The organism is Actinomadura sp. 1N219 (genome assembly GCF_044326405.1).
Lineage (GTDB): Bacteria > Actinomycetota > Actinomycetes > Streptosporangiales > Streptosporangiaceae > Spirillospora.
This window is the reverse complement of record NZ_JBIRAY010000032.1, coordinates 1-19,562: the sequence shown is the minus strand read 5'-3', so window position 1 is coordinate 19,562 and position 19,562 is coordinate 1. Positions and strand designations below refer to the sequence as shown.

Below are 19,562 nucleotides of genomic sequence, written 5' to 3'. Positions count from 1 at the left end.
TTGTACCGCCGACGGGCGGACGGGTGTGCGGCCGGGGCCCTGCTCAGCAGGGCCGCGTCAGCCGGGCCGGGCCGGGTCGGCTGGGCCCGGGGTCAGCGGGGCGGGCCGGGGTCAGCGGGGCGGGCCGGGGTCAGCCGGGGTCGCGGCGGCGGAGGTAGCGCTCGAACTCGCGGGCGATCGCGTCGCCGCTCGCCTCGGGGAGCTCGGTGGCGTCCTTCTGCTCCTCCAGCGTCCGGACGTACTCGGCGACCTCGGAGTCCTCCTCCGCGAGCTCGTTGACGCCGTTCTCCCAGGCCCGCGCCTCCTCGGGCAGCTCGCCCAGCGGGACGGTCACGTCCAGCAGGTCCTCGACGCGGCGCAGCAGCGCGAGGGTGGCCTTCGGGGACGGCGGCTGCGCGACGTAGTGCGGGACGGCCGCCCACAGCGACACCGTGTCGAGATCGGCCTTGGCGCACGCGTCCTGCAGCACGCCGAGGATCCCGGTGGGCCCCTCGTAGCGGGCCGGCTCCAGGTGCAGCGTGCCGACGAGCCCCGCCTCGGACGCGGCCCCCGTCACCGGCACCGGGCGGGTGTGCGGCGCGTCGGCGAGCAGCGCGCCGAGCAGCACCACGTTGCGGACCTCGAGCTCCATCATCAGCCCGACCAGCTCCCGGCAGAACGACCGCCACCGCATGTTCGGCTCGATGCCGTGCAGGAGCACGACGTCCTTGCCGCCCGGCAGCCGCGCCCACGACACGCGGGTGGTGGGCCAGGTGATGCCGCGGGTCTCGCCGTCGGTCATCTCCACGATCGGGCGGGTGACCTGGAAGTCGTAGTAGTCGTCGGGGTCGAGTTCGGCGATCGGCACCGCCTCCCAGGTGGCCTCCAGGTGCGCGATGACCCCGCTGGCGGCCTCCCCGGCGTCGTTCCACCCCTCAAAGGCGGCCACGAGCACCGGATCGACCAGTTCGGGCAGACTTTCCAGCTCGACCACGCGCTGCCTCCTTCCGACGCCCAGGTACAGCGTCACCGTCGGGGGCCGTCATTCCCGGGGGTCGGGGCCCCGCTCATGATCGGTGGCTGTCAGCCTACGTCCTGACGGTGACGTACCCCACCCTTCTCCGGCCCTGCACCGGCCCTGTACGCCCGCGGCGGAATAACCGGCGGGCCCGCGTCACTTACCGTCGGTGGTGTGGACGATCAGCACGTCACAGGGGGAGCGGTGCGACAGGTTCGCCGGGACGGACCCGAGGATGCGGCCCGCCAGGCTGTTCAGCCCGCGGTTGCCGATCACGACCAGCTCCGCCTCCCGGTCCTTCGCCAGCCGGGAGATGACGTCGACGGCGTCGCCCTCGACGGCGACCTGCTCGACGTCGACGGCCCCGGCGGCGACGGCCCGCTCCCGCGCGGCGCGCAGCGCGTCGTCGGCGGGCGTGGACCCCTGCACCTTGTACGCCAGGTCCCCGAGCCGGTCGGCGGCGCTGGCGCGCTCGCGCGCGGGCATGGGGCTGTAGGCGGAGGCGAGCAGCAGCGTCGCGCCGGTGGCGGCGGCCAGCTGCGCGGCCCGGTCGACCGCGCGGAACGAGGAGTCCGAGCCGTCGGTGCCGACGAGGATGGTGCGGTACGCGCTCATGCCGTTCCTTACCCGGTAGTAGGTTACTGGGGGCACGGTATCGGTCCGGTGACCGGTCCGTCACCGTCTCTTTGCACACACCGTCCAAGAACGACCGCGCGCGGGCGGACCGCAGACCCCCGCACGAGAGGAGCGACGTGACCCGTGGCGGCCCGCAGGCCGTGCTGTTCGACATGGACGGCCTGCTCATCGACTCCGAACGCGTCTGGCTCGAGGTCGAGTCGGAGGTCATGGCGTGGCTGGGCGGCGAATGGACGCCCGCCCACCAGGAGCGCCTCGTCGGCGGCTCCCTCGCCATCGCCGTCGACTACATGCTGGAGCTGACCGGCGCGGACGCCCCGCCCGAGGAGGTCGGCCGGCGGATGCTGGACGGCATGGCCGAGCGGCTCGCCGCCTGCGTCCCGATGATGCCGGGCGCCAAGGACCTGCTCGCCGAGGTCCGCGAGGCGGGCGTCACGGCGGCGCTGGTCTCCTCCAGCCACCGCCGCCTCATCGAGCCGGTGCTGGACGCGATCGGCCGCGAGCACTTCGCGCTGAGCGTCGCCGGCGACGAGGTCGCGCGGACCAAGCCCGACCCCGAGCCGTACCTGACCGCCGCGGCGCGGCTCGGCGCCGACCCGGGGCGCTGCGTGGTGCTGGAGGACTCCCCGAACGGCGTCGCCGCGGCGGAGGCGGCGGGCTGCGTCACCGTCGCGGTGCCCGGCGTCCTGCCGATCCCGCCCGCGCCGGGACGCACGGTGGTGGCGTCGCTGCGCGAGGTGAGCCTGGCGACGCTGCGCGCCCTCCCCGCGTTCGCCGAACCGTCCCAGGGCCCCGCGGCCTGAACGCGGGAGACCGGCTCGGGCGGCCTGGCCAGGATGCGGGCCTCCACCCGGCCGACTCCCAAACGTTGCCGGACGTTGACCTGATTTGTGGTTATTCGCCGGATTCGTCCGATGAGAGGGGCGGCGGGTGCATTGGAGGCGGCAGGGACCGCTGATACCTGCGAGGTGGACCCTAGGGGACGGATCACGCCGGAGGAGGAGGCCCGCCGGGCGACAAACCGTCCGCCGGGAGGACCGCAACCGCGAGCCGGCGTGTGACGATGGAGGGGAGAGCACCAGCGCAGGACCGTGAAGCGTAGGGATTGAGGGCCGGCATGAGCGATGCAGCCATTTTCGCGATCAGCCTCGCAGTGACCCTGCTCGGGCTGGTCATCAGCTGGGGGGCCTACCGCCGCCGCGGCGCGGGCGTGGGCGTGCGCGGCGCCGCGCTGTCGCTGGTGCCGCTCGCCGCGGCGATGACCGGGGTGACCGAGTTCTTCGTCGACCTGGCCTTCAGCCCCGTGAAGTGGGCGGGAGTCGCGGTCGCGGGGCTCGCCGTGCTGCTCTACATGACGTCCGGCGCCATGATCAGCCGCCGCATGGACGCCGGCGGCAAGGACGGGAAGAAGGCCGCCGGGGGCGGGGACGCGCGGCCGAAGTCCGCCGGGCGCTCCGGCAAGGCGAAGGGCGCCGTGGAGGGGCCCGCGCAGGGCGGCGGCGACCCCGAGCTGGCGGAGATCGAGCGGATCCTCCGCGACCGCGGCATCTCCTGACCCGACGCCCCTCCGGCGTCCCTGCGGCGTCCGTCCGGGTGCCTGTCCGGCGTCCGTCCGGTGTTTGTCCGGCGTCCGTCCGGGCTTTCGTCCGGCTCTGCGTACCGACCACGGCGGGCCGGGACGTCCCCACACGATCAAGGGGAGGCCCCGGCCCGCCGCCGTGCGCCCGCGCCGTCCCGACCGGCGTCACCCTCCGTGCCGACCCGCCGTTGACCTGCGGAGCAACGGTCTCGGAACGGCCTCAGTACGATAAAGCTTTCCGGTCTAGACCGGCTATCTGTTGCCTGCCGGGGTAGCGACATACTTACTATTCGTGCGATTTGTTCGACGTGACGTCCGGACTCGTGTTCCCCAGATGACGACGAGATCACAAGTCAGATACGGGTACTGGCGAAGGTCGCTTCACGGATGGACAGTCGTGCCCGAAGGACTACGTTTCCCTTCAGCGAACGCGGCGTGACGGGCACGGGGGCCGGCGGATGATCTCCGCGGCCGCCGGTCGACGCCGGCGGAATGGCCGAACCAGGGGCCGGACGGTAGGAGGTATGGAGCGTGGCCGCACCCATCGAGGTGAGCGGGTCCGACAAAGAGGCTCAGCCGGAATCGGTACTGGCCGGTGTCGACCGCAAGAAGATCCAGGGGCGCTCCCTCGGGCAGATCGCCTGGATGCGGCTCAAGCGCGACAAGATCGCGCTGACCGGCGCAGTCGTGGTGATCCTGCTGATCCTCATCGCGATCTTCGGTCCCTACTTCGTCCAGGACCCGCTGAAGTACCACCAGAACCTCATCGACCCGACGTACAACCGTCCCAAGTCCGGCTTCTGGCACTCCGGCATCAGCGGTGAGCACTGGCTCGGCGTCGAGCCGGGGACGGGCCGCGACATGCTGGCCCGCATCGTCCACGGCGCCCGGATCTCCCTGCTGGTGTCGTTCCTCGCGACCCTGATGTCGGTCGTCATCGGGACCGTTCTCGGCATCACCGCCGGCTACTTCGGCGGCTGGGTCGACTACATCATCAGCCGCGCGATGGACGCCTTCCTCGCCTTCCCGCTGCTGCTCTTCGCGATCGCGCTGGTCGGCGTCGTCGCGGACGGCGCGTTCGGGATGAGCGGGAACGGGCTCCGCGTGTCGGTGCTGGTCGTGGTCATCGGGTTCTTCAACTGGCCCTACATCGGCCGCATCATCCGCGGCCAGACGCTGTCGCTGCGGGAACGCGAGTTCGTCGACGCGGCGCGCAGCATGGGCGCCCGCAACGGCTACGTGCTGTTCAAAGAGGTCCTGCCGAACCTGGTCGCGCCGATCCTGGTCTACTCGACCCTGCTGATCCCGACCAACATCCTGTTCGAGGCGGCGCTGTCGTTCCTCGGCGTCGGCGTCATCCCGCCCACGCCCTCGTGGGGCGGCATGCTGACCCTCGCGGTGCCGATCTACGAGTCGGACCCGATGTACATGATCATTCCCGGCATGGCCATCTTCCTCACCGTCCTCGCCTTCAACCTGTTCGGTGACGGGCTGCGGGACGCTCTCGACCCTCGGTCCAAGTGACTCGGGTTTCTTTCGGACCCGTCTAATTGAAGGGGTGCGCCTGCACATGAACAAGATGAGACCGTTCGCGGTCCTCGCGGCCGGGGTGGTCGCGGCCGCGGGGCTCGCCGCCTGTGGCGGCGGCGAAGACGACGGCGGCTCGGGAAGCGGCCCGGGCTACAACGCCGGCGTCAACGAGGTCGTCAGCAAGTCGGACAAGAAGGGCGGCACGCTCAAGCTCGCCACGTCCGACGACTGGGACTCGCCCGACCCCGGGAACACCTACTACGCGTTCTCGCAGAACTTCGCCCGCCTGTACGGACGCGGCCTGACCACGTTCGACCCGAAGGCGGGCGACGCGAGCCTGAAGGTCGTGCCGGACCTGGCGACCGACCTCGGCCAGGCCAGCGACGGCGGCAAGACCTGGACGTACAAGCTGCGCACCGGCGTCAAGTACGACGACGGCAGCACCGTCACGTCCAAGGACGTCAAGTACGCGGTCGAGCGCAGCAACTTCTCCAAGGAGCTGCAGAGCGGGCCGAAGTACTTCAAGCAGTACCTGGTCGACAACGACCCGGCCTACAAGGGCCCCTACGACGACAAGAGCGACGAGGGCCTGAAGTCCATCGAGACCCCGGACGACCAGACGATCGTCTTCCACCTGAACACGCCGTTCCAGGAGTTCGACTACCTGGTCGCGATGTCGCAGACGATGCCGGTGCCGAAGGCCAAGGACACCGGGCTGAAGTACGAGTCCGCGATCATCTCCAGCGGCCCGTACAAGGTCGACAACTACACGCGCGGCAAGGCGATGACGCTGTCGCGCAACCCGAACTGGAACCAGAGCACGGACCCGATCCGCAAGGCGCTGCCCGACAAGATCGAAGTCCAGCTCAAGCAGAACGCGGACGACATCGACCAGCGGCTGCTGGCCGGCTCGCTCGACATGGACATCACGGGCGTCGGCGTCCAGTCCGGCACCCAGCCGAAGGTGCTGGCCGCCGAGCAGAAGCCGTACGTGGACAACCCCGTCCAGGGCTTCCTGCGGTTCATGTCGCTGAACGTCAACGTCAAGCCGCTGGACAACATCCACTGCCGCGTCGCCGTGCAGTACGCGACCGACAAGGTCGCCGCGCAGACCGCCTACGGCGGCCCGCTGGCCGGCGGTGACGTCGCCACGACGGTGCTGCCCCCGACGGTCGCGGGCTACAGCAAGTTTGACCTGTACCCGCAGAAGCAGGCGGAGGGCGGCGGTCTCGACCAGGCCACCCTGGCGAAGGCCAAGCAGGAGCTGCAGCAGTGTGGCCAGCCGAACGGCTTCAGCACCAAGATCTCGGCCCGGTCCGACCGGCCGAAGGAAGTCGCGATGGCGCAGGCCATCCAGCAGAGCCTGGCGAAGGTCGGCATCAAGACCGAGATCGTGCAGTTCCCGGCCGGCGACTACTTCTCGAAGTACGTCGGCGTGCCGAAGTACGTCCACGACCACGGCATCGGCATGATGATCATGGCGTGGGCGGCGGACTGGCCGACCGGCTACGGGTTCCTGCAGCAGATCGTCCACGGTGAGGCCATCAAGCCGTCCGGCGGCAACAACCTCGCCGAGCTCGACGACCCGAAGGTCAACAAGGCCCTCGACGACGCCATCCAGAACCCGGACGAGGCGGCCCGCCTGAAGGCCTACGGCGAGGCCGACAAGCTGGTCATGCAGACGGCCGCGGAGGTCCCGCTGGTCTACGCCAAGGCCCTGATGTACCGGCCGAAGCGCGTGTCCAACGTGGGCATCACCTACTCCTACGGCGGAATGTACGACTACCTCAACATGGGTGTGACGGAGTAACAGCCCGCTCGCCCATGCGTCCCTCTGAAGGCAGGTGAAGGCGACGCCCGCCGGCCGGGGCCGGACCCACAGGTCCGCCCGGCCGGCGGGTGGGGCCGAGCATTGTGTTCGCATACATCATCCGGCGTCTCATCGGCGCCGTCGTCATGCTGCTGCTGGTCAGCCTGGTCACCTTCGGCATCTTCTTCTGGCTGCCGAAGCTGGCGGGACAGACCACCGATCAGATCGCGGCCGGGTTCGTCGGGAAGGCGCCGACGCCGGAGGCGATCGTGGACACCAAGGAGCGGCTCGGCCTCGACGACCCGGTCCTCGTGCAGTACGGCGCCTACCTCAAGGGCATCGTCGCCGGCAGGGACTACAAGGCCGGCCCCACCACGGACCAGTGCCCGGCGCCGTGCTTCGGGTACTCGTTCCGCAGCAGCCAGCCCGTCCGGGAGACGCTGATCGACCGCGCCCCGGCGACGGCGTCGCTCGCGTTCGGCGCCGCGATCGTCTGGCTCGCGGGCGGCATCACCATCGGTGTCATCTCCGCGCTGCGGCGCGGGAGCGTCTGGGACCGGATGGCGATGCTGATCGCGTTGAGCGGCGTGTCGCTGCCCATCTACTTCACCGGCCTGGTGTCCCTGGCCCTGTTCTCCTACAGCATCGAGATATTCCCGGGCGGCGGCAGCTACAAGGACTTCACCGACGATCCGGTGAGGTGGTTCCAGTCGCTGGTGCTGCCCTGGGTGACGCTCGCGTTCCTTTACGCGGCGATGTACGCCCGGCTCACCAGAGCGGGCATGCTGGAAACGATGAACGAGGACTTCATTCGCACCGCCCGCGCCAAGGGGCTGCCGGAGAAGACCGTCGTCACCAAGCACGCGCTCCGCGCGTCGCTGACCCCGATCATGACGGTGTTCGGGCTGGACCTCGGCCTGCTCCTCGGCGGCGCGGTGCTGACCGAGAGCACCTTCGGCATCCCGGGCCTCGGCCGCCTCGCGATCGACTCGATCCGCAGCGGCGACCTGCCCATGGTCCTCGGCGTCACGCTGATCACGTCGTTCTCCATCGTGATCATCAACCTGATCGTCGACCTGCTGTACGCCATCGTCGACCCGAGAGTGAGGCTGGGCTGATGACCGGCACCGCCCCCGCGGAGGGCACCGTGGGCGCCGGCGAGGCTCCCGCGGCGTTCCTCGAGGTCCGCGACCTGAAGATCCACTTCCCGACCGACGACGGCCTGGTCAAGTCGGTGGACGGGCTGTCGTTCGAGTTGGAGCGCGGCCGCACCCTCGGCATCGTGGGCGAGTCCGGGTCGGGCAAGAGCGTCACGAGCCTCGGCATCCTGGGCCTGCACAACAAGCGCAACTCCAACGTGTCCGGGGAGATCTGGCTGAACGGCAAGGAGCTCGTCGGCGCCTCGCAGAACGAGGTCCGCCGGCTCCGCGGCCGCGACATGGCGATGATCTTCCAGGACCCGCTGTCGTCGATGCACCCGTTCTACACGGTCGGGCACCAGATCATCGAGGCGTACCGGGTGCACAACGACGTGTCGAAGCAGGTGGCGCGCAAGCACGCCGTCGACATGCTCGGCAGGGTCGGCATCCCCAAGCCGGACAAGCGGGTGGACGACTACCCGCACCAGTTCTCGGGCGGCATGCGGCAGCGCGCGATGATCGCGATGGCGCTGTCGTGCGACCCCGAGCTGCTCATCGCCGACGAGCCCACGACCGCGCTGGACGTGACCGTCCAGGCGCAGATCCTGGACCTGATCCGCGACCTGCAGCAGGAGTTCAACTCCGCCGTCATCATGATCACCCACGATCTGGGCGTGGTCGCGGAGCTGGCGGACGACATCCTGGTCATGTACGCGGGACGCTGCGTCGAGTACGCGTCCGTGGACAACGCCTTCCACCGGCCGCTGCACCCCTACACGTGGGGGCTGCTCGGCTCGATGCCGAGGCTGGACCGCGAGCGCACCGAGCGGCTGCTGCCGATCGTGGGGTCGCCGCCGAGCCTGATCAACGTCCCGTCCGGGTGCGCCTTCCATCCCCGCTGCCCCTACGCGGACCTGAACGACGGCAGGAGCACGAAGGAACGGCCCGAGCTGATCGAGCTCGAACCCGGCCACAAGGCGGCGTGCCATCTGCCGCTGGAGAGGCGCCGGGAGATCTGGACCGACGAGATCCGGCCGAAGCTGTGACGAGCACGGGTGGGAACGAGACTGTGGTGAGCACTACGAAGACCCAGGCGGACGGGACCCGTCCCGTCCAGGAGGGCGAGACCCTCCTGGAGGTGGAGAACCTCGGCAAGCACTTCCCCGTCACGGCGGGGCTGCTGCGCCGGCAGGTCGCGGCGGTGAAGGCCGTCGACGGGGTGTCCTTCTCCGTCCGCAAGGGCGAGACCCTCGGGCTGGTGGGGGAGTCGGGCTGCGGCAAGTCCACCACCGGCCGGATGATCATGCGGCTGCTGGACCCGAGCTTCGGGAAGATCGTCTTCGAGGGGCACGACATCACGAAGATGTCGCAGGGCCGGCTCCGGCCGCTCCGCCGCGACTTTCAGATGATCTTCCAGGACCCGTTCTCGTCGCTGAACCCGCGCAAGACGGTCGGCGCGATCGTCGGGGCGCCGTTCCGGCTGCAGAACATCGAGGCCAAGCAGGGCGTGAAGAAGGCCGTCCAGGAGATCCTGGAGCTCGTCGGCCTGAGCCCCGAGCACTACAACCGGTACCCGCACGAGTTCTCCGGCGGGCAGCGGCAGCGCATCGGGATCGCCCGCACCCTGGCCCTCAAGCCGAAGCTGATCGTCGCGGACGAGCCGGTCTCGGCCCTCGACGTGTCGGTGCAGGCCCAGGTCGTGAACCTGCTGGAAGACCTGCAGGACGAACTCGACCTCACCTACGTGGTCATCGCGCACGACCTGTCGGTGGTGCGGCACATCTCCGACCGCGTCGCCGTCATGTACCTCGGCAAGATCGTCGAGGTGGCGGACCGGGCCGACCTGTACGAGAGGCCCATGCACCCCTACACCAACGCGCTGCTGTCCGCGGTGCCGATCCCGGACCCCGCCGAGCGGGGCGAGCGGAAGCGGATCCGGCTGCAGGGCGACGTGCCGAGCCCGCTCGACCCGCCGCCCGCCTGCCGGTTCCACACCCGCTGCTGGAAGGCGCAGGACATCTGCAAGCAGGTCGAGCCGCCGCTGGTGGAGCTCAGCCCCGGCCACCAGGCCGCCTGCCACTTCCCGGAGAACACCACGGTCAGCGCCACCGACGCGGTCGCCAAGGCCGCCGTCGCGCAGCCTCCCGCGCCCGCCGACGACCCCGCCGAGCCTGTGGAGTGACCGCGCCAGGCGGAGTGACCGCCCGGCCGCGCCAGGCCGGGCCGCGCTAGCCCGCTGGAACACGCGAAAGACCCGGCCCCTCCTCATTGAGGCGCCGGGTCTTTCGCGTCCCCCGCGGATCACTCGGTGGCCCTGCCGGTCACTCGGTGGCGATGGCCTTCAGGACGTCCATGCGCCCGGCCCGCCATGCCGGCCACAGCGCCGCCAGCACGCCGATCACCGCGGCGACCACGAGGTAGACGGCGAGCGTCCCGTACGGGATGGCGAGGACGCCCAGGCCGTCCTCGGCGAGCGCGTTCTGCAGCGCCGCGCCGAACGCGACCCCGATGCCCATGCCGAGCACCGCGCCGAACACCGCGATCATGATGGACTCCAGCCGGATCATGCGGCGCAGCTGCCGCCGGGAGATCCCGATCGCGCGGAGCAGCCCGATCTCCCTGGTCCGCTCGATCACCGACAGCGCCAGGGTGTTGACCACCCCGACGGCCGCGATGATCACGGACATGATCAGCAGGATCGTCAGGAACGTCACGAACCCGTCGACCTGCTTGCGGGCGTCCTCCTTCAGCGCCGACTGGTCGGACACCTTCAGGTTCGGGTAGTCCTTCAGCGCCGTCTCGATCGCGGTCTTCGTCGCCGCGGTCGTCGCCGCCGCGTCCACCACGACCGCGTCGACGGACGGGTTGAGGGTGTGCCGCAGATACGCCTGCGTGGACACCAGCCGGGGCCCGATCAGGTCGCTCCTGGCGTACACGCCCGTCACCGTCAGCTGCTCGGTCTTCCCGTCGGTGAACTGCACGGGCACCGCGGAGCCGACCTTCCAGCCGTTGTCCTTCGCGGTGTCCTCGTTCACCATGATCCCGGCGTTCCCGAGGTCACTGCCGCCCGACACGATCTTCAGCTTCGCCGCCTTCGCGATCACGGCGCCGTCGGCGGCCATGTACCACGTCTTCTTCCCGGCGATCTTCGCGTCGCCCTCGTAGGCGGGCGACGCGGCCGTCACCCCGGGCACCGCCTGGATCCTCTCCGCGGCGCCGGCGGCGACGCCGCCCATGCCCTCCGACGCGACCAGGTAGTCCGCGCCGAACTGCGCGTCGATCTGGTCGTCGATCGACGCGCGCATCGTCGCGCCGAGCACGTTCACCGTGGTGATCAGCGCCAGGCCGATCATCAGCGCGGCGGCGGTCGCGGCGGTGCGGCGCGGGTTGCGCAGCGCGTTCTGCCTTGCCAGCCGTCCCGGCGACCCCATCAGCCGCGCCGCCGGCGCGCCCAGCACCCGCAGCACCGGGACGCTGATCACCGGGGCGAGCATCGCGACGCCGATGAACACCGCGAACGCGCCCGCGCCCACGGGGATCACCGGGTTGCCGCCGTTGCCGGCCAAGCCCACGCCGATCAGGCCCGCCCCGGCCAGGGTCAGCAGCGACCCGAGCGCGATCCGGATCCGCATCGACCGCTGCGGCAGCGCGACGTCGTCGCGCATCGCCGCCACCGGCGGGATCTTCGCGGCGCGGCGGGCCGGGAAGTACGCCGACACGACCGTCACGACGATCCCGACCACGTACGACCAGATCACCGGCGTCGCGGTGAACGTCAGGCCGCCGTCCCCGGCGTCGCCGACCTGCGACTGCAGCATCGTCGCCAGGCCCGCCCCGACCGCCAGCCCGAGCGTGGACCCGACGATCCCGACCGCGACCGCCTCGCCGATCACCGCCCGCGTCACCTGCGCGCGGGCCGCGCCGACGGCGCGCAGCAGCGCCAGCTCGCGGGTCCGCTGCGCCACCAGCATCGAGAACGTGTTGAAGATGATGAACGCCCCGACGAAGATCGAGATCAGCGCGAACACGAGCAGGAACGTCCGGAAGAAGTTCATCATCGCGGCGATGTCGCTCTTGGCCTCCTCGCGGAGCTTCTCGCCGGTGACGGCCTCCATCCCGGCCGGCAGCACCTTCGCGACCCGGTCGCGCAGCTCCGCCTGCGACGGGCCCGCCGACCCCATCTCGATGTCGCTGAAGTAGCCGGGCTTCAGCATCAGCCGCTGCGCCGTCGCGGTGTCGAACGCGGTGAGCGTCGCGCCCATCAGGTTCCCGGCGTCGACGAGGCCCACCAGCCGCATCCGCTGCGGCGGGCCCGCGGTGAGGACCTGGACGGTGTCGCCGACGTTCAGCTTCCCCTTCTCCGCGGTCCGGTCGTCGACGATGACCTCGCCCGGCCCCTGCGGCGCGCGGCCCGACGCCAGGTCGTAGGTCCCCGTGCCGGTCCAGTTCGCGCCGATCTGCGGCGGGCCGTTCTGCGGCGTCCCGACGACCTTGCCGTCCTTGCCGACGACCGCCGCGTACCCGGTGACGTTCCCCTTCGGGTCCTTGACCCCGTCGACGCCCTCCAGCGCCTTCAGGACGGTCGCCGGGACCGGCTGCGCCGCCATCCCGTCGTCGTCGCCGTCGATGACCTTCTTGGCGCGGACGTCCACGGCCACGTTCGTGCCGACCCTGCTGAACAGGTCGTCGAACTGCTTGTTCATGCTGTCGGTGAAGATCAGCGTGCCGGCCACGAACGCCACGCCGAGGATCACCGCGACGGCCGTCAGCACCAGCCTGATCTTGTGCGCCGCGAGGTTGCGGAGCGTGACCTTGCCCATCATCGCGCCGCGACCCCCGGCCCCTGTCCGCCCGGCCGCCCGCTCGGCTGCCCGGCGGGCTGCGCGGCCCGGCCGGCGCCGGCGTCGAAGCCCTTCATCCGCTCCAGCACCCGCTCCGCCGTCGGCCCCTCCATCGTGTCGACGATCTGCCCGTCGGTCAGGAACAGCACCTGGTCGGCGTACGCGGCCGCGGACGGGTCATGCGTCACCATCACGATCGTCTGCCCCATGCGGCGCACCGAGTCACGCAGGAACCCGAGGACCTCCGCGCCGGACCTGGAGTCCAGGTTCCCCGTCGGCTCGTCCGCGAAGATGATCTCGGGGCGGGCGGCGAGCGCGCGGGCGCACGCGACCCGCTGCTGCTGCCCGCCCGACAGCTCCGACGGACGGTGCTTCAGCCGCGGCCGCAGATCCACGGTGTCGATCACCGTGTCCAGCCACTCCCGGTCCGGCTTGCGGCCCGCGATGTCCATCGGCAGCGTGATGTTCTCCAGCGCCGTCAGCGTCGGGACGAGGTTGAACGCCTGGAAGATGAAGCCGACCTTGTCGCGCCTGAGCCGCGTGAGCTGCTTGTCCTTGAGGCGGGTCAGCTCGGTGTCGCCGATGAAGACCTCGCCGGAGTCCACCGAGTCCAGGCCCGCCATGCAGTGCATGAGCGTCGACTTCCCGGACCCGGACGGGCCCATGATCGCGGTGAAGCGGCCGCGGGGAATGCCGACCGTGACCCCGTCGAGCGCGACGACCTGGGCGTCGCCGCGCCCGTACACCTTCGCGACCCGCTGGGTCCGTGCGGCGAAGTCGCCCGCCCCGGGCGCGAAGTGCGCGCCGGCGGTCGATGGGGCGGTGTTCGTCACGTGAAACTCCCGAGTGTGAGTGAGCAGGAACGAGTGAGTGAGCAGGAACGCGTCGCGGCCGCGCTTTCCCCCGGCGACCCGACGTACAAAACAGTAGAAGGCCGACGATCTCGTGTGATGGCCCTCAGGAACGGACTTGCCGGTCCACCCCTGGCAGTAGAAGAGGCCCTCCGGTCGTCCTAGCGGAGTAGACCCGTCCACCCGGAAGACAGGGGTCATCTCAGGGACCGGCCCCGAACCGGCGGCCCCCTCCGCCCCCGGCCGCGGCGCCGCCAGGCCCCGCACCTGCGCCAAGACGCGCGCCGAGGCGGACGCGCCGGGTTCTCAGGGATGTCCCTGAGACCCTGGGGCGTCTCTACGTGGCCCTACCGGGGTCCTACGTGCCCTACCGGGGTCCTACGTGGCCCTACCGGGGTCCCACAGGGTCAGCTCTGGCCCGGGCGGCTCATGCCCGTCTCGTACGCGTACACGACCGCCTGCACCCGGTCCCGCAGCCCCAGCTTCGCCAGGACGTTCCCCACATGCGTCTTCACCGTCGTCTCGCTCACCACCAGCTCCGCCGCGATCTCCGCGTTCGACTGGCCCCGCGCCACATGCGACAGCACCTCGCGCTCCCGCTCCGTCAGCGTGTCCAGCCCCGGCGGCGGCGACGCGTCCCGCACCGCGGGCAGCCGCGTCGCGAACTTGTCCAGCAGCCGCCGCGTCACCGACGGCGCGACGATCGCGTCGCCCGCCGCGACGATCCTGATCGCCTGCACCAGGTCCTCCGGCGGGGAGTCCTTCAGCAGGAACCCGCTCGCCCCGGCCCGCACCGCCTCGATCACGTACTCGTCCAGGTCGAACGTCGTCAGGATCAGCACCCTCGGATCGTGCGACGCCGCGCCCTCCCGGATGATCCGCCGGGTCGCCTCGATGCCGTCCACCCCCGGCATCCGGATGTCCATCAGCACCACGTCCGGCAGCATCGACCGCGTCAGCTCCACCGCAGCCGCGCCGTCCCCGGCCTCGCCCACCACCGCGATGTCCGGCTCCGCCTCCAGGATGAGCCGGAAACCCGTCCGCAGCAGCGGCTGATCGTCGACGAGCAGCACCCGCACCGTCGTCATCGCCCTGCACCGCCCGCTCGGCGTCCCGGTTCATCCATCGTGCCCGCTCCTCGCCTCACAGCGCTCCAGCCAACCTGCGGCGCTCCCGCCCAACCTACGGCCTTCCCGCACCCCTCACGCCTCCAGCGGGAACCGGGCCCGCACCCCGAACCCGCCGCCGACCCGCGGCCCGATCTTCAACTCGCCACCGTACAGCGCCACCCGCTCGTACATGCCGACCAGGCCGTGCCCCGGATTGGCCCCGTCCTCCGCCATGAACGTCGCCGTGCCGCGGCCGTCGTCCTCGATCTCCACCGTCAGGTCCCGGTCCCCGTAGTACAGCCGCACCCACGCCCGCGCCTGCGGCCCCGCGTGCTTCAGCGTGTTCGTCAGCGCCTCCTGGATCAGCCGGAACGCCGCCACGTCCACCCCCGGCGACGGCGGCCGCGCCTCGCCCTCGATCCACAGCTGCACCGACAGGCCCGTCTCCCGGACGTGGTCCAGCAGCTCCCCGAGATCCCCCAGGCCCGGCTGCGGCGCCAGCTCCCGGCCCGCCCGCTCCGGATCCCGGTCCGTCCGCAGCACCCCGACGATCCGCCGCATCTCGCTCAGCGCCGTCCGCCCGACCTCCTCGATCGTCGACATCGCCTCCCGCGCGCTGCCCGGATCCCGGTCGATGATCCGCCGCGCCGCGCCCGCCTGCACCGTCATCACGCTCACATGATGCGCCACCACGTCGTGCAGCTCCCGCGCGATCCGCGACCGCTCCTCGATCCGCGCCGCCCGCGCGTCGGTGCCCCGCGCCCGCTCCAGCCGCGCCGCCCGGTCCTCCAGCTCCGCGAAGTACGCGCGCCGCAGCCGCAGGTTCCGGCCCAGCACCCACACCCCGATCAGCAGCACGAAGTTCGTCATCATCTCGACCGGCGACGTCGACACCGGAAGGATCGTGATGTACACCAGCAGATGCGCCAGCGCCACCAGCCCGCCCACCGCGCTCTGCGCCAGGCCCCGATGCGCCGCGACGCTGTAGATCGCGATCAGGAACGCCAGCACGTCCGACGCCGACGGCGGATACCCCGCCACCCCCAGCACCATCTCGCCCGCGACGATGAACAGCAGCACCGCCAGCGGACGGCGCTGCCGCCACCGCAGCGACAGCGTCACCACGACGACGACCAGCACGCCCCACAGGTCCGGGTCCCGGAACTGGTCGAACTCCTCGGTCTTCGGAAGCTCCTGCAGGAGCAATTGCGGCAGCCCCACCAACAGCAGCCCGAACGCCAGCAGCGTGTCCGCTGCCAGCGGACGCGCCTGGAGCCAGGCGCGGAAGGAATGAAGACCACGGATGCGGGGTGACACGACTCTCACCCTAGGAGGTCGCGCCAGGTCGTGACCCCTCCTGTGCGCGGATCCGCAGTCCTCCCCAAGGAGGACGCCTCCGCACTCCCGATCCCCCTGGCGACACCGCCTGCACCCCCACCTCGCCCCCTACGCCCCACCCCACCCTCCACGCCCCCTCTGCCTCCGCGCCGACGGCCCGGCCAGATGCGGCGGACGGCGCGACCCAGTCGATGGACGGCGCGACCCGGCGGGCGGGCGGCGCGACCCGGCCGGCGGACGGTGCGAGCCGGTCGGCGGGCGGCGCGACCCGGCGGGCGGGCGGCGCGAGCCAGCGGGCGGACGGTGCGACCCGGTCGGCGGGCGGCTACAGGTCGTCGCGTTCGCGGGCCGCCGCCTGCGCCCCGGCCGTGACCTCCAAATCCGCGGGGGACGGCCGGTTCACCGGCGCCGACGGCAGCGGCGGGGGAGTGCCGCCGAACTCCGGGCACCGCTCCTTGTGATCACACCAGTCGCACAGCCGGCCCGTCCGCGCCCGCCACTCGCCCGTGTCCATCGCCCGCCGGATCGCCTGCCACAGCGCCTCCACCTTCCGCTGCGTCGCCCGCAGATCCGACTCGTCCGGCTCGTAACGCAGAACCTCGCCGTTCCCCAGATACATCAGCTGCAGAAGACGCGGAACCCGCCCCTGCAACCGCCACAGCACCAGCGCGTAGAACTTCATCTGGAACAGCGCACGCGCCTCGAAATCAGCGCGCGGCGCCGTCCCCGTCTTGTAGTCCACGATCCGCACGTCGCCGCTCGGCGCCACGTCCACCCGGTCGATGTAGCCCCGCAGCTTCAACCCCGAATCCAGCACCGTCTCCACGAACAACTCCCGCTCCGCCGGCTCCAGCCGCTGCGGATCCTCCAGCGTGAAATACCGCTCCACCATCCGCCGCGCCTGCCCCAGCCACTCCGCCCGCTCCGCGTCACCGCCGTCCCCCTCCGCGAACAGCCCCCCCAGCTCCGGCTCCTCCGCCAGCAACCGCTCCCACTCCGGCCCCAGCAGCTCCAGCGCCGCCGCCGCCGTCCGCCCGTCCCGCGGCAGATCGAACAGCCGCTCCAGGACCGCGTGCACCAGCGTCCCCCGCGCCGCCGCCGCGCTCGGCCGCTCCGGCAGCCGGTCGATCACCCGGAACCGGTACCGCAGCGGACACGTCATGAAATCGCTCGCCCGCGACGGCGACAACGACCCGACCACCTCCACGCCCGCCGCGCCCGCCGCCGATCCGGCCTCCCCGCCCGCGGACGGAACGGACGCCTCACTACCCGCCTCGGTCGTCGTCATGGCACAGCACACTAGGCGACGCCCCCGACGAAATCCCGCATCCGCCGCGCCCCCCGCCCCGACCACCCGATCGGCCCGCGGCACCAGGGCCGTAGCATCGGTGACGTGACACACAGCGCGCCCCCGACCGAAGGCAAGACCCCCGCCGGCGACCCCGGCCCCGGCGACGGCGGCCCCACCCCGCGGCCGCCCGGCCTCCGCATGGGCCGCCTCTTCGGCGTCCCCGTCTACGTCTCGCCCAGCTGGTTCCTGGTCGCCGTCCTCGTCACCGTCATGTTCGAAGGACAGGTCCACGACGTCGTCCAGCGCCCCGCCAGCTACCTCGTCGCGTTCACCTACGCCGTCCTCCTCTACGGCTCGGTGTTCGTCCACGAACTCAGCCACGCCGTCACCGCCCGCGCCTTCGGCCTCCCCGTCCGCTCCGTCACCCTCCACGTCCTCGGCGGCGAGACGTCCATCGAACGCGAGGCCCCCACCCCCGGCCGCGAATTCCTCATCGCCTTCGCCGGCCCGCTCGTCAACCTCGTCCTCGCCGGCCTCGGCCTCCTCGCCCGCGCCTTCGTGCCCATGCCGGACGTCGCGCTCCTCCTCGTCGACGCCCTCACCTTCGCCAACCTCCTCGTCGGCGTCTTCAACCTCCTGCCAGGCCTGCCCCTCGACGGCGGCCGCCTCGTCCGCGCCGCCGTCTGGAAGGCCACCGGACGCAGCCGCAGCGGCGCCATCATCGCCGGCTGGGTCGGCCGCGGCGTCGCCGTCGCCACCCTCCTCGCCGGCGCCCTCCTCGCCACCTACGGCACCGGCGCCGGACAGGGCATCGGCTGGCTCGCCCTCCTCTGGTCCGCCCTCGTCGCCTCGTTCATCTGGGTCGGCGCCACCCACGCCATCCGCGCCGAGCACGTCCGCGACCGCATCCCCCTGCTGTCCGCCCGCCGCCTCGCCCGCCGCGCCACCCTCGTCACCGCCGACGTCCCCCTCGCCGTGGCCATCGGCCGCGCCCACGACGACCGCGCCGGCGCCATCGTCATCGCCGACCACGACGGCAGGCCCCTCGGCCTCGTCAGCGAGAAGGCCGTCACCGCCACGCCCGAGCACCGCCGCCCCTGGGTCACCGCCGGCGACCTCTCCCGCGGCGTCGACGAACGCCTCACCCTCCCCGCCGACATCACCGGCGAAGAACTCATGGACGCCCTCCGCCGCGCACCCGCCTCCGAGTACCTCCTCGTCGAACCCGACGGACGCGTCTACGGCGTCCTCGTCGCCGCCGACCTCGACCGCGCCTTCGCCGGCATCTGACCCCGCCCCGCCCCCGGCATCTGACCCGCCCCGCCCGCCGCCGGACGCCGCCCGGCCCCGCCGCCGGACGGCGCCCACGCCGCTCCGCACAGGCCCGCCGACCGCGTCCTGACCGGGCCGCACCCGCCGCTAGCCTTGACGTTCATGAGCGAACCCCAGCCGAACGACCCCGCACCCGCACCCGGCCGCGCACCCCACGGCCCGTTCCGGCCCGGAGACCAGGTTCAGCTCACCGACCCCAAAGGCCGCATCAACACCATCACCCTCCAGCCCGGCAAGCTGTACCACTCCCACAAGGGCTCCGTCCCCCACGACGACATCATCGGCAGCCCCGAAGGCACCGTCTACCGCTCCACCGGCGGCACCGAATACCTCGCCTTCCGGCCCCTCCTCGCCGACTTCGCCCTCCGCATGCCCCGCGGCGCCGCCGTCGTCTACCCCAAGGACGCCGCCCAGATCGTCGCCATGGCCGACATCTTCCCCGGCGCCCGCGTCGTCGAGGCCGGCGCCGGATCCGGTGCCCTCACCTGCTTCCTCCTCCGCGCCGTCGGCGGCCACGGCCTCCTCTCGTCCTACGAACGCCGCCCCGACTTCGCCGACATCGCCCGCGCCAACGTCGAGAAGTTCTTCGGCGGCCCCCACCCCGCCTGGCGCCTCACCATCGGCCCCCTCGAACACCACCTCGCCGAAACCGACGTCGACCGCGTCGTCCTCGACATGCTCGCCCCCTGGGAATGCCTCGACGCCGTCGCCAAGGCCCTCGTCCCCGGCGGCATCGTCTGCGCCTACATCGCCACCACCACCCAGATGTCCCGCGTCGTCGAAGACCTCCGCGCCCACGGCGCCTTCGCCGAACCCCACGCCTCCGAGACCATGCTCCGCACCTGGCACGTCGACGGCCTCGCCGTCCGCCCCGACCACCGCATGATCGGCCACACCGGCTTCCTCGTCACCGCCCGCCGCCTCGCCGACGGCGTCACCCCGCCCGCCCGCCGCCGCCGCCCCGCCAAAGCCGCCCACCCCGCCCCCCAGAGCGCCCACGACGACGCCGCCACGCCCGGCCGCCCCACCGAGTCGTAGATCACACTCCGGCCGCGCGACCCGCCGGGCACCGGCCACGCACCCCACCCCACCGCGACACCACCGTTTCC

General features: G+C 71.7%; 16 protein-coding genes. 9 read left to right on the top strand and 7 right to left on the bottom strand.

Annotated features, from left to right (window positions below):
• Positions 1 to 130: 130 nt before the first annotated feature.
• The gene (locus ACH35V_RS42020) at positions 131 to 973 is read right to left on the bottom strand and encodes a PAC2 family protein (RefSeq protein WP_131969251.1); all 843 of its coding nucleotides are present in this window, start codon (positions 971 to 973) and stop codon (positions 131 to 133) included.
• Positions 974 to 1,153: 180 nt separating this feature from the next.
• On the bottom strand, positions 1,154 to 1,612 hold the full coding sequence (locus ACH35V_RS42015; protein ID WP_395980494.1) for a universal stress protein: 459 nt from the start codon (positions 1,610 to 1,612) through the stop codon (positions 1,154 to 1,156).
• A 137-nt stretch (positions 1,613 to 1,749) separates the two neighbouring features.
• Here ACH35V_RS42015 and ACH35V_RS42010 point away from each other — a divergent pair, with 137 nt between their 5' ends.
• From ACH35V_RS42010 to ACH35V_RS41980, 7 genes are all read left to right on the top strand, one after another.
• Positions 1,750 to 2,436 (top strand): HAD family hydrolase, encoded by a 687-nt coding sequence (locus tag ACH35V_RS42010; protein WP_395980493.1) that lies wholly within the window; start codon positions 1,750 to 1,752, stop codon positions 2,434 to 2,436.
• Between the two features lie 314 nt (positions 2,437 to 2,750).
• Positions 2,751 to 3,188, top strand: coding sequence for a hypothetical protein (locus ACH35V_RS42005; protein ID WP_395980492.1), 438 nt, complete (start codon positions 2,751 to 2,753; stop codon positions 3,186 to 3,188).
• 555 nt (positions 3,189 to 3,743) lie between these two features.
• Positions 3,744 to 4,736 carry an ABC transporter permease gene (locus ACH35V_RS42000; protein ID WP_395980491.1) on the top strand — a complete coding sequence of 331 codons (993 nt, stop codon included), beginning with the start codon at positions 3,744 to 3,746 and terminating at the stop codon, positions 4,734 to 4,736.
• A 46-nt stretch (positions 4,737 to 4,782) separates the two neighbouring features.
• The gene (locus ACH35V_RS41995) at positions 4,783 to 6,552 is read left to right on the top strand and encodes an ABC transporter substrate-binding protein (protein WP_395980490.1); all 1,770 of its coding nucleotides are present in this window, start codon (positions 4,783 to 4,785) and stop codon (positions 6,550 to 6,552) included.
• 104 nt (positions 6,553 to 6,656) lie between these two features.
• Positions 6,657 to 7,670: an ABC transporter permease gene (locus tag ACH35V_RS41990; RefSeq protein WP_395980489.1), complete on the top strand. Its 1,014-nt coding sequence runs from the start codon at positions 6,657 to 6,659 to the stop codon at positions 7,668 to 7,670.
• On the top strand, positions 7,670 to 8,737 hold the full coding sequence (locus ACH35V_RS41985; RefSeq protein ID WP_395980488.1) for an ABC transporter ATP-binding protein: 1,068 nt from the start codon (positions 7,670 to 7,672) through the stop codon (positions 8,735 to 8,737). Before ACH35V_RS41990 ends, ACH35V_RS41985 begins: the two co-directional genes overlap by 1 nt.
• 26 nt (positions 8,738 to 8,763) lie before the next feature.
• Positions 8,764 to 9,873, top strand: coding sequence for an ABC transporter ATP-binding protein (locus ACH35V_RS41980; protein ID WP_395980487.1), 1,110 nt, complete (start codon positions 8,764 to 8,766; stop codon positions 9,871 to 9,873).
• A gap of 139 nt (positions 9,874 to 10,012) precedes the next feature.
• Here the strand turns inward: ACH35V_RS41980 and ACH35V_RS41975 are convergent, their stop codons facing one another.
• The 5 genes from ACH35V_RS41975 to ACH35V_RS41955 all read right to left on the bottom strand — a co-directional run bounded on the left by ACH35V_RS41975 (position 10,013) and on the right by ACH35V_RS41955 (position 17,118).
• Positions 10,013 to 12,514, bottom strand: coding sequence for an ABC transporter permease (locus ACH35V_RS41975; protein WP_395980486.1), 2,502 nt, complete (start codon positions 12,512 to 12,514; stop codon positions 10,013 to 10,015).
• Entirely contained in the window at positions 12,511 to 13,365 is an 855-nt protein-coding gene (locus ACH35V_RS41970) for an ABC transporter ATP-binding protein (protein WP_395980485.1), read from the bottom strand. The genes ACH35V_RS41975 and ACH35V_RS41970 overlap by 4 nt, the downstream gene beginning before the upstream one ends.
• Before the next feature lie 425 nt (positions 13,366 to 13,790).
• A complete protein-coding gene (locus tag ACH35V_RS41965; RefSeq protein WP_395980484.1) occupies positions 13,791 to 14,471 on the bottom strand; it encodes a response regulator in 681 nt (226 codons plus the stop codon).
• A 114-nt stretch (positions 14,472 to 14,585) separates the two neighbouring features.
• Positions 14,586 to 15,809 carry a sensor histidine kinase gene (locus ACH35V_RS41960; RefSeq protein WP_395980483.1) on the bottom strand — a complete coding sequence of 408 codons (1,224 nt, stop codon included), beginning with the start codon at positions 15,807 to 15,809 and terminating at the stop codon, positions 14,586 to 14,588.
• 346 nt (positions 15,810 to 16,155) lie between these two features.
• Complete coding sequence (locus tag ACH35V_RS41955; protein ID WP_395980482.1) at positions 16,156 to 17,118, bottom strand: RecB family exonuclease; 963 nt, start codon at positions 17,116 to 17,118, stop codon at positions 16,156 to 16,158.
• Positions 17,119 to 17,223: 105 nt separating this feature from the next.
• Between ACH35V_RS41955 and ACH35V_RS41950 the strand changes: the two genes are divergently transcribed.
• Both ACH35V_RS41950 and ACH35V_RS41945 read left to right on the top strand, forming a co-directional pair.
• On the top strand, positions 17,224 to 18,411 hold the full coding sequence (locus ACH35V_RS41950) for a M50 family metallopeptidase (RefSeq protein WP_395980481.1): 1,188 nt from the start codon (positions 17,224 to 17,226) through the stop codon (positions 18,409 to 18,411).
• 144 nt (positions 18,412 to 18,555) lie between these two features.
• On the top strand, positions 18,556 to 19,491 hold the full coding sequence (locus ACH35V_RS41945) for a tRNA (adenine-N1)-methyltransferase (RefSeq protein WP_395980480.1): 936 nt from the start codon (positions 18,556 to 18,558) through the stop codon (positions 19,489 to 19,491).
• Positions 19,492 to 19,562 lie beyond the last annotated feature (71 nt).

Coding starts and splice junctions, on each gene's coding strand:
- ACH35V_RS42015 (WP_395980494.1), bottom strand. CDS start 1,612: ATGAGCGCGTACCGCACCATCCTCGTCGGCACCGACGGCTCGGACTCC.
- ACH35V_RS42005 (WP_395980492.1), top strand. CDS start 2,751: ATGAGCGATGCAGCCATTTTCGCGATCAGCCTCGCAGTGACCCTGCTC.
- ACH35V_RS41995 (WP_395980490.1), top strand. CDS start 4,783: ATGAACAAGATGAGACCGTTCGCGGTCCTCGCGGCCGGGGTGGTCGCG.
- ACH35V_RS41985 (WP_395980488.1), top strand. CDS start 7,670: ATGACCGGCACCGCCCCCGCGGAGGGCACCGTGGGCGCCGGCGAGGCT.
- ACH35V_RS41975 (WP_395980486.1), bottom strand. CDS start 12,514: ATGATGGGCAAGGTCACGCTCCGCAACCTCGCGGCGCACAAGATCAGG.
- ACH35V_RS41965 (WP_395980484.1), bottom strand. CDS start 14,471: ATGACGACGGTGCGGGTGCTGCTCGTCGACGATCAGCCGCTGCTGCGG.
- ACH35V_RS41955 (WP_395980482.1), bottom strand. CDS start 17,118: ATGACGACGACCGAGGCGGGTAGTGAGGCGTCCGTTCCGTCCGCGGGC.
- ACH35V_RS41945 (WP_395980480.1), top strand. CDS start 18,556: ATGAGCGAACCCCAGCCGAACGACCCCGCACCCGCACCCGGCCGCGCA.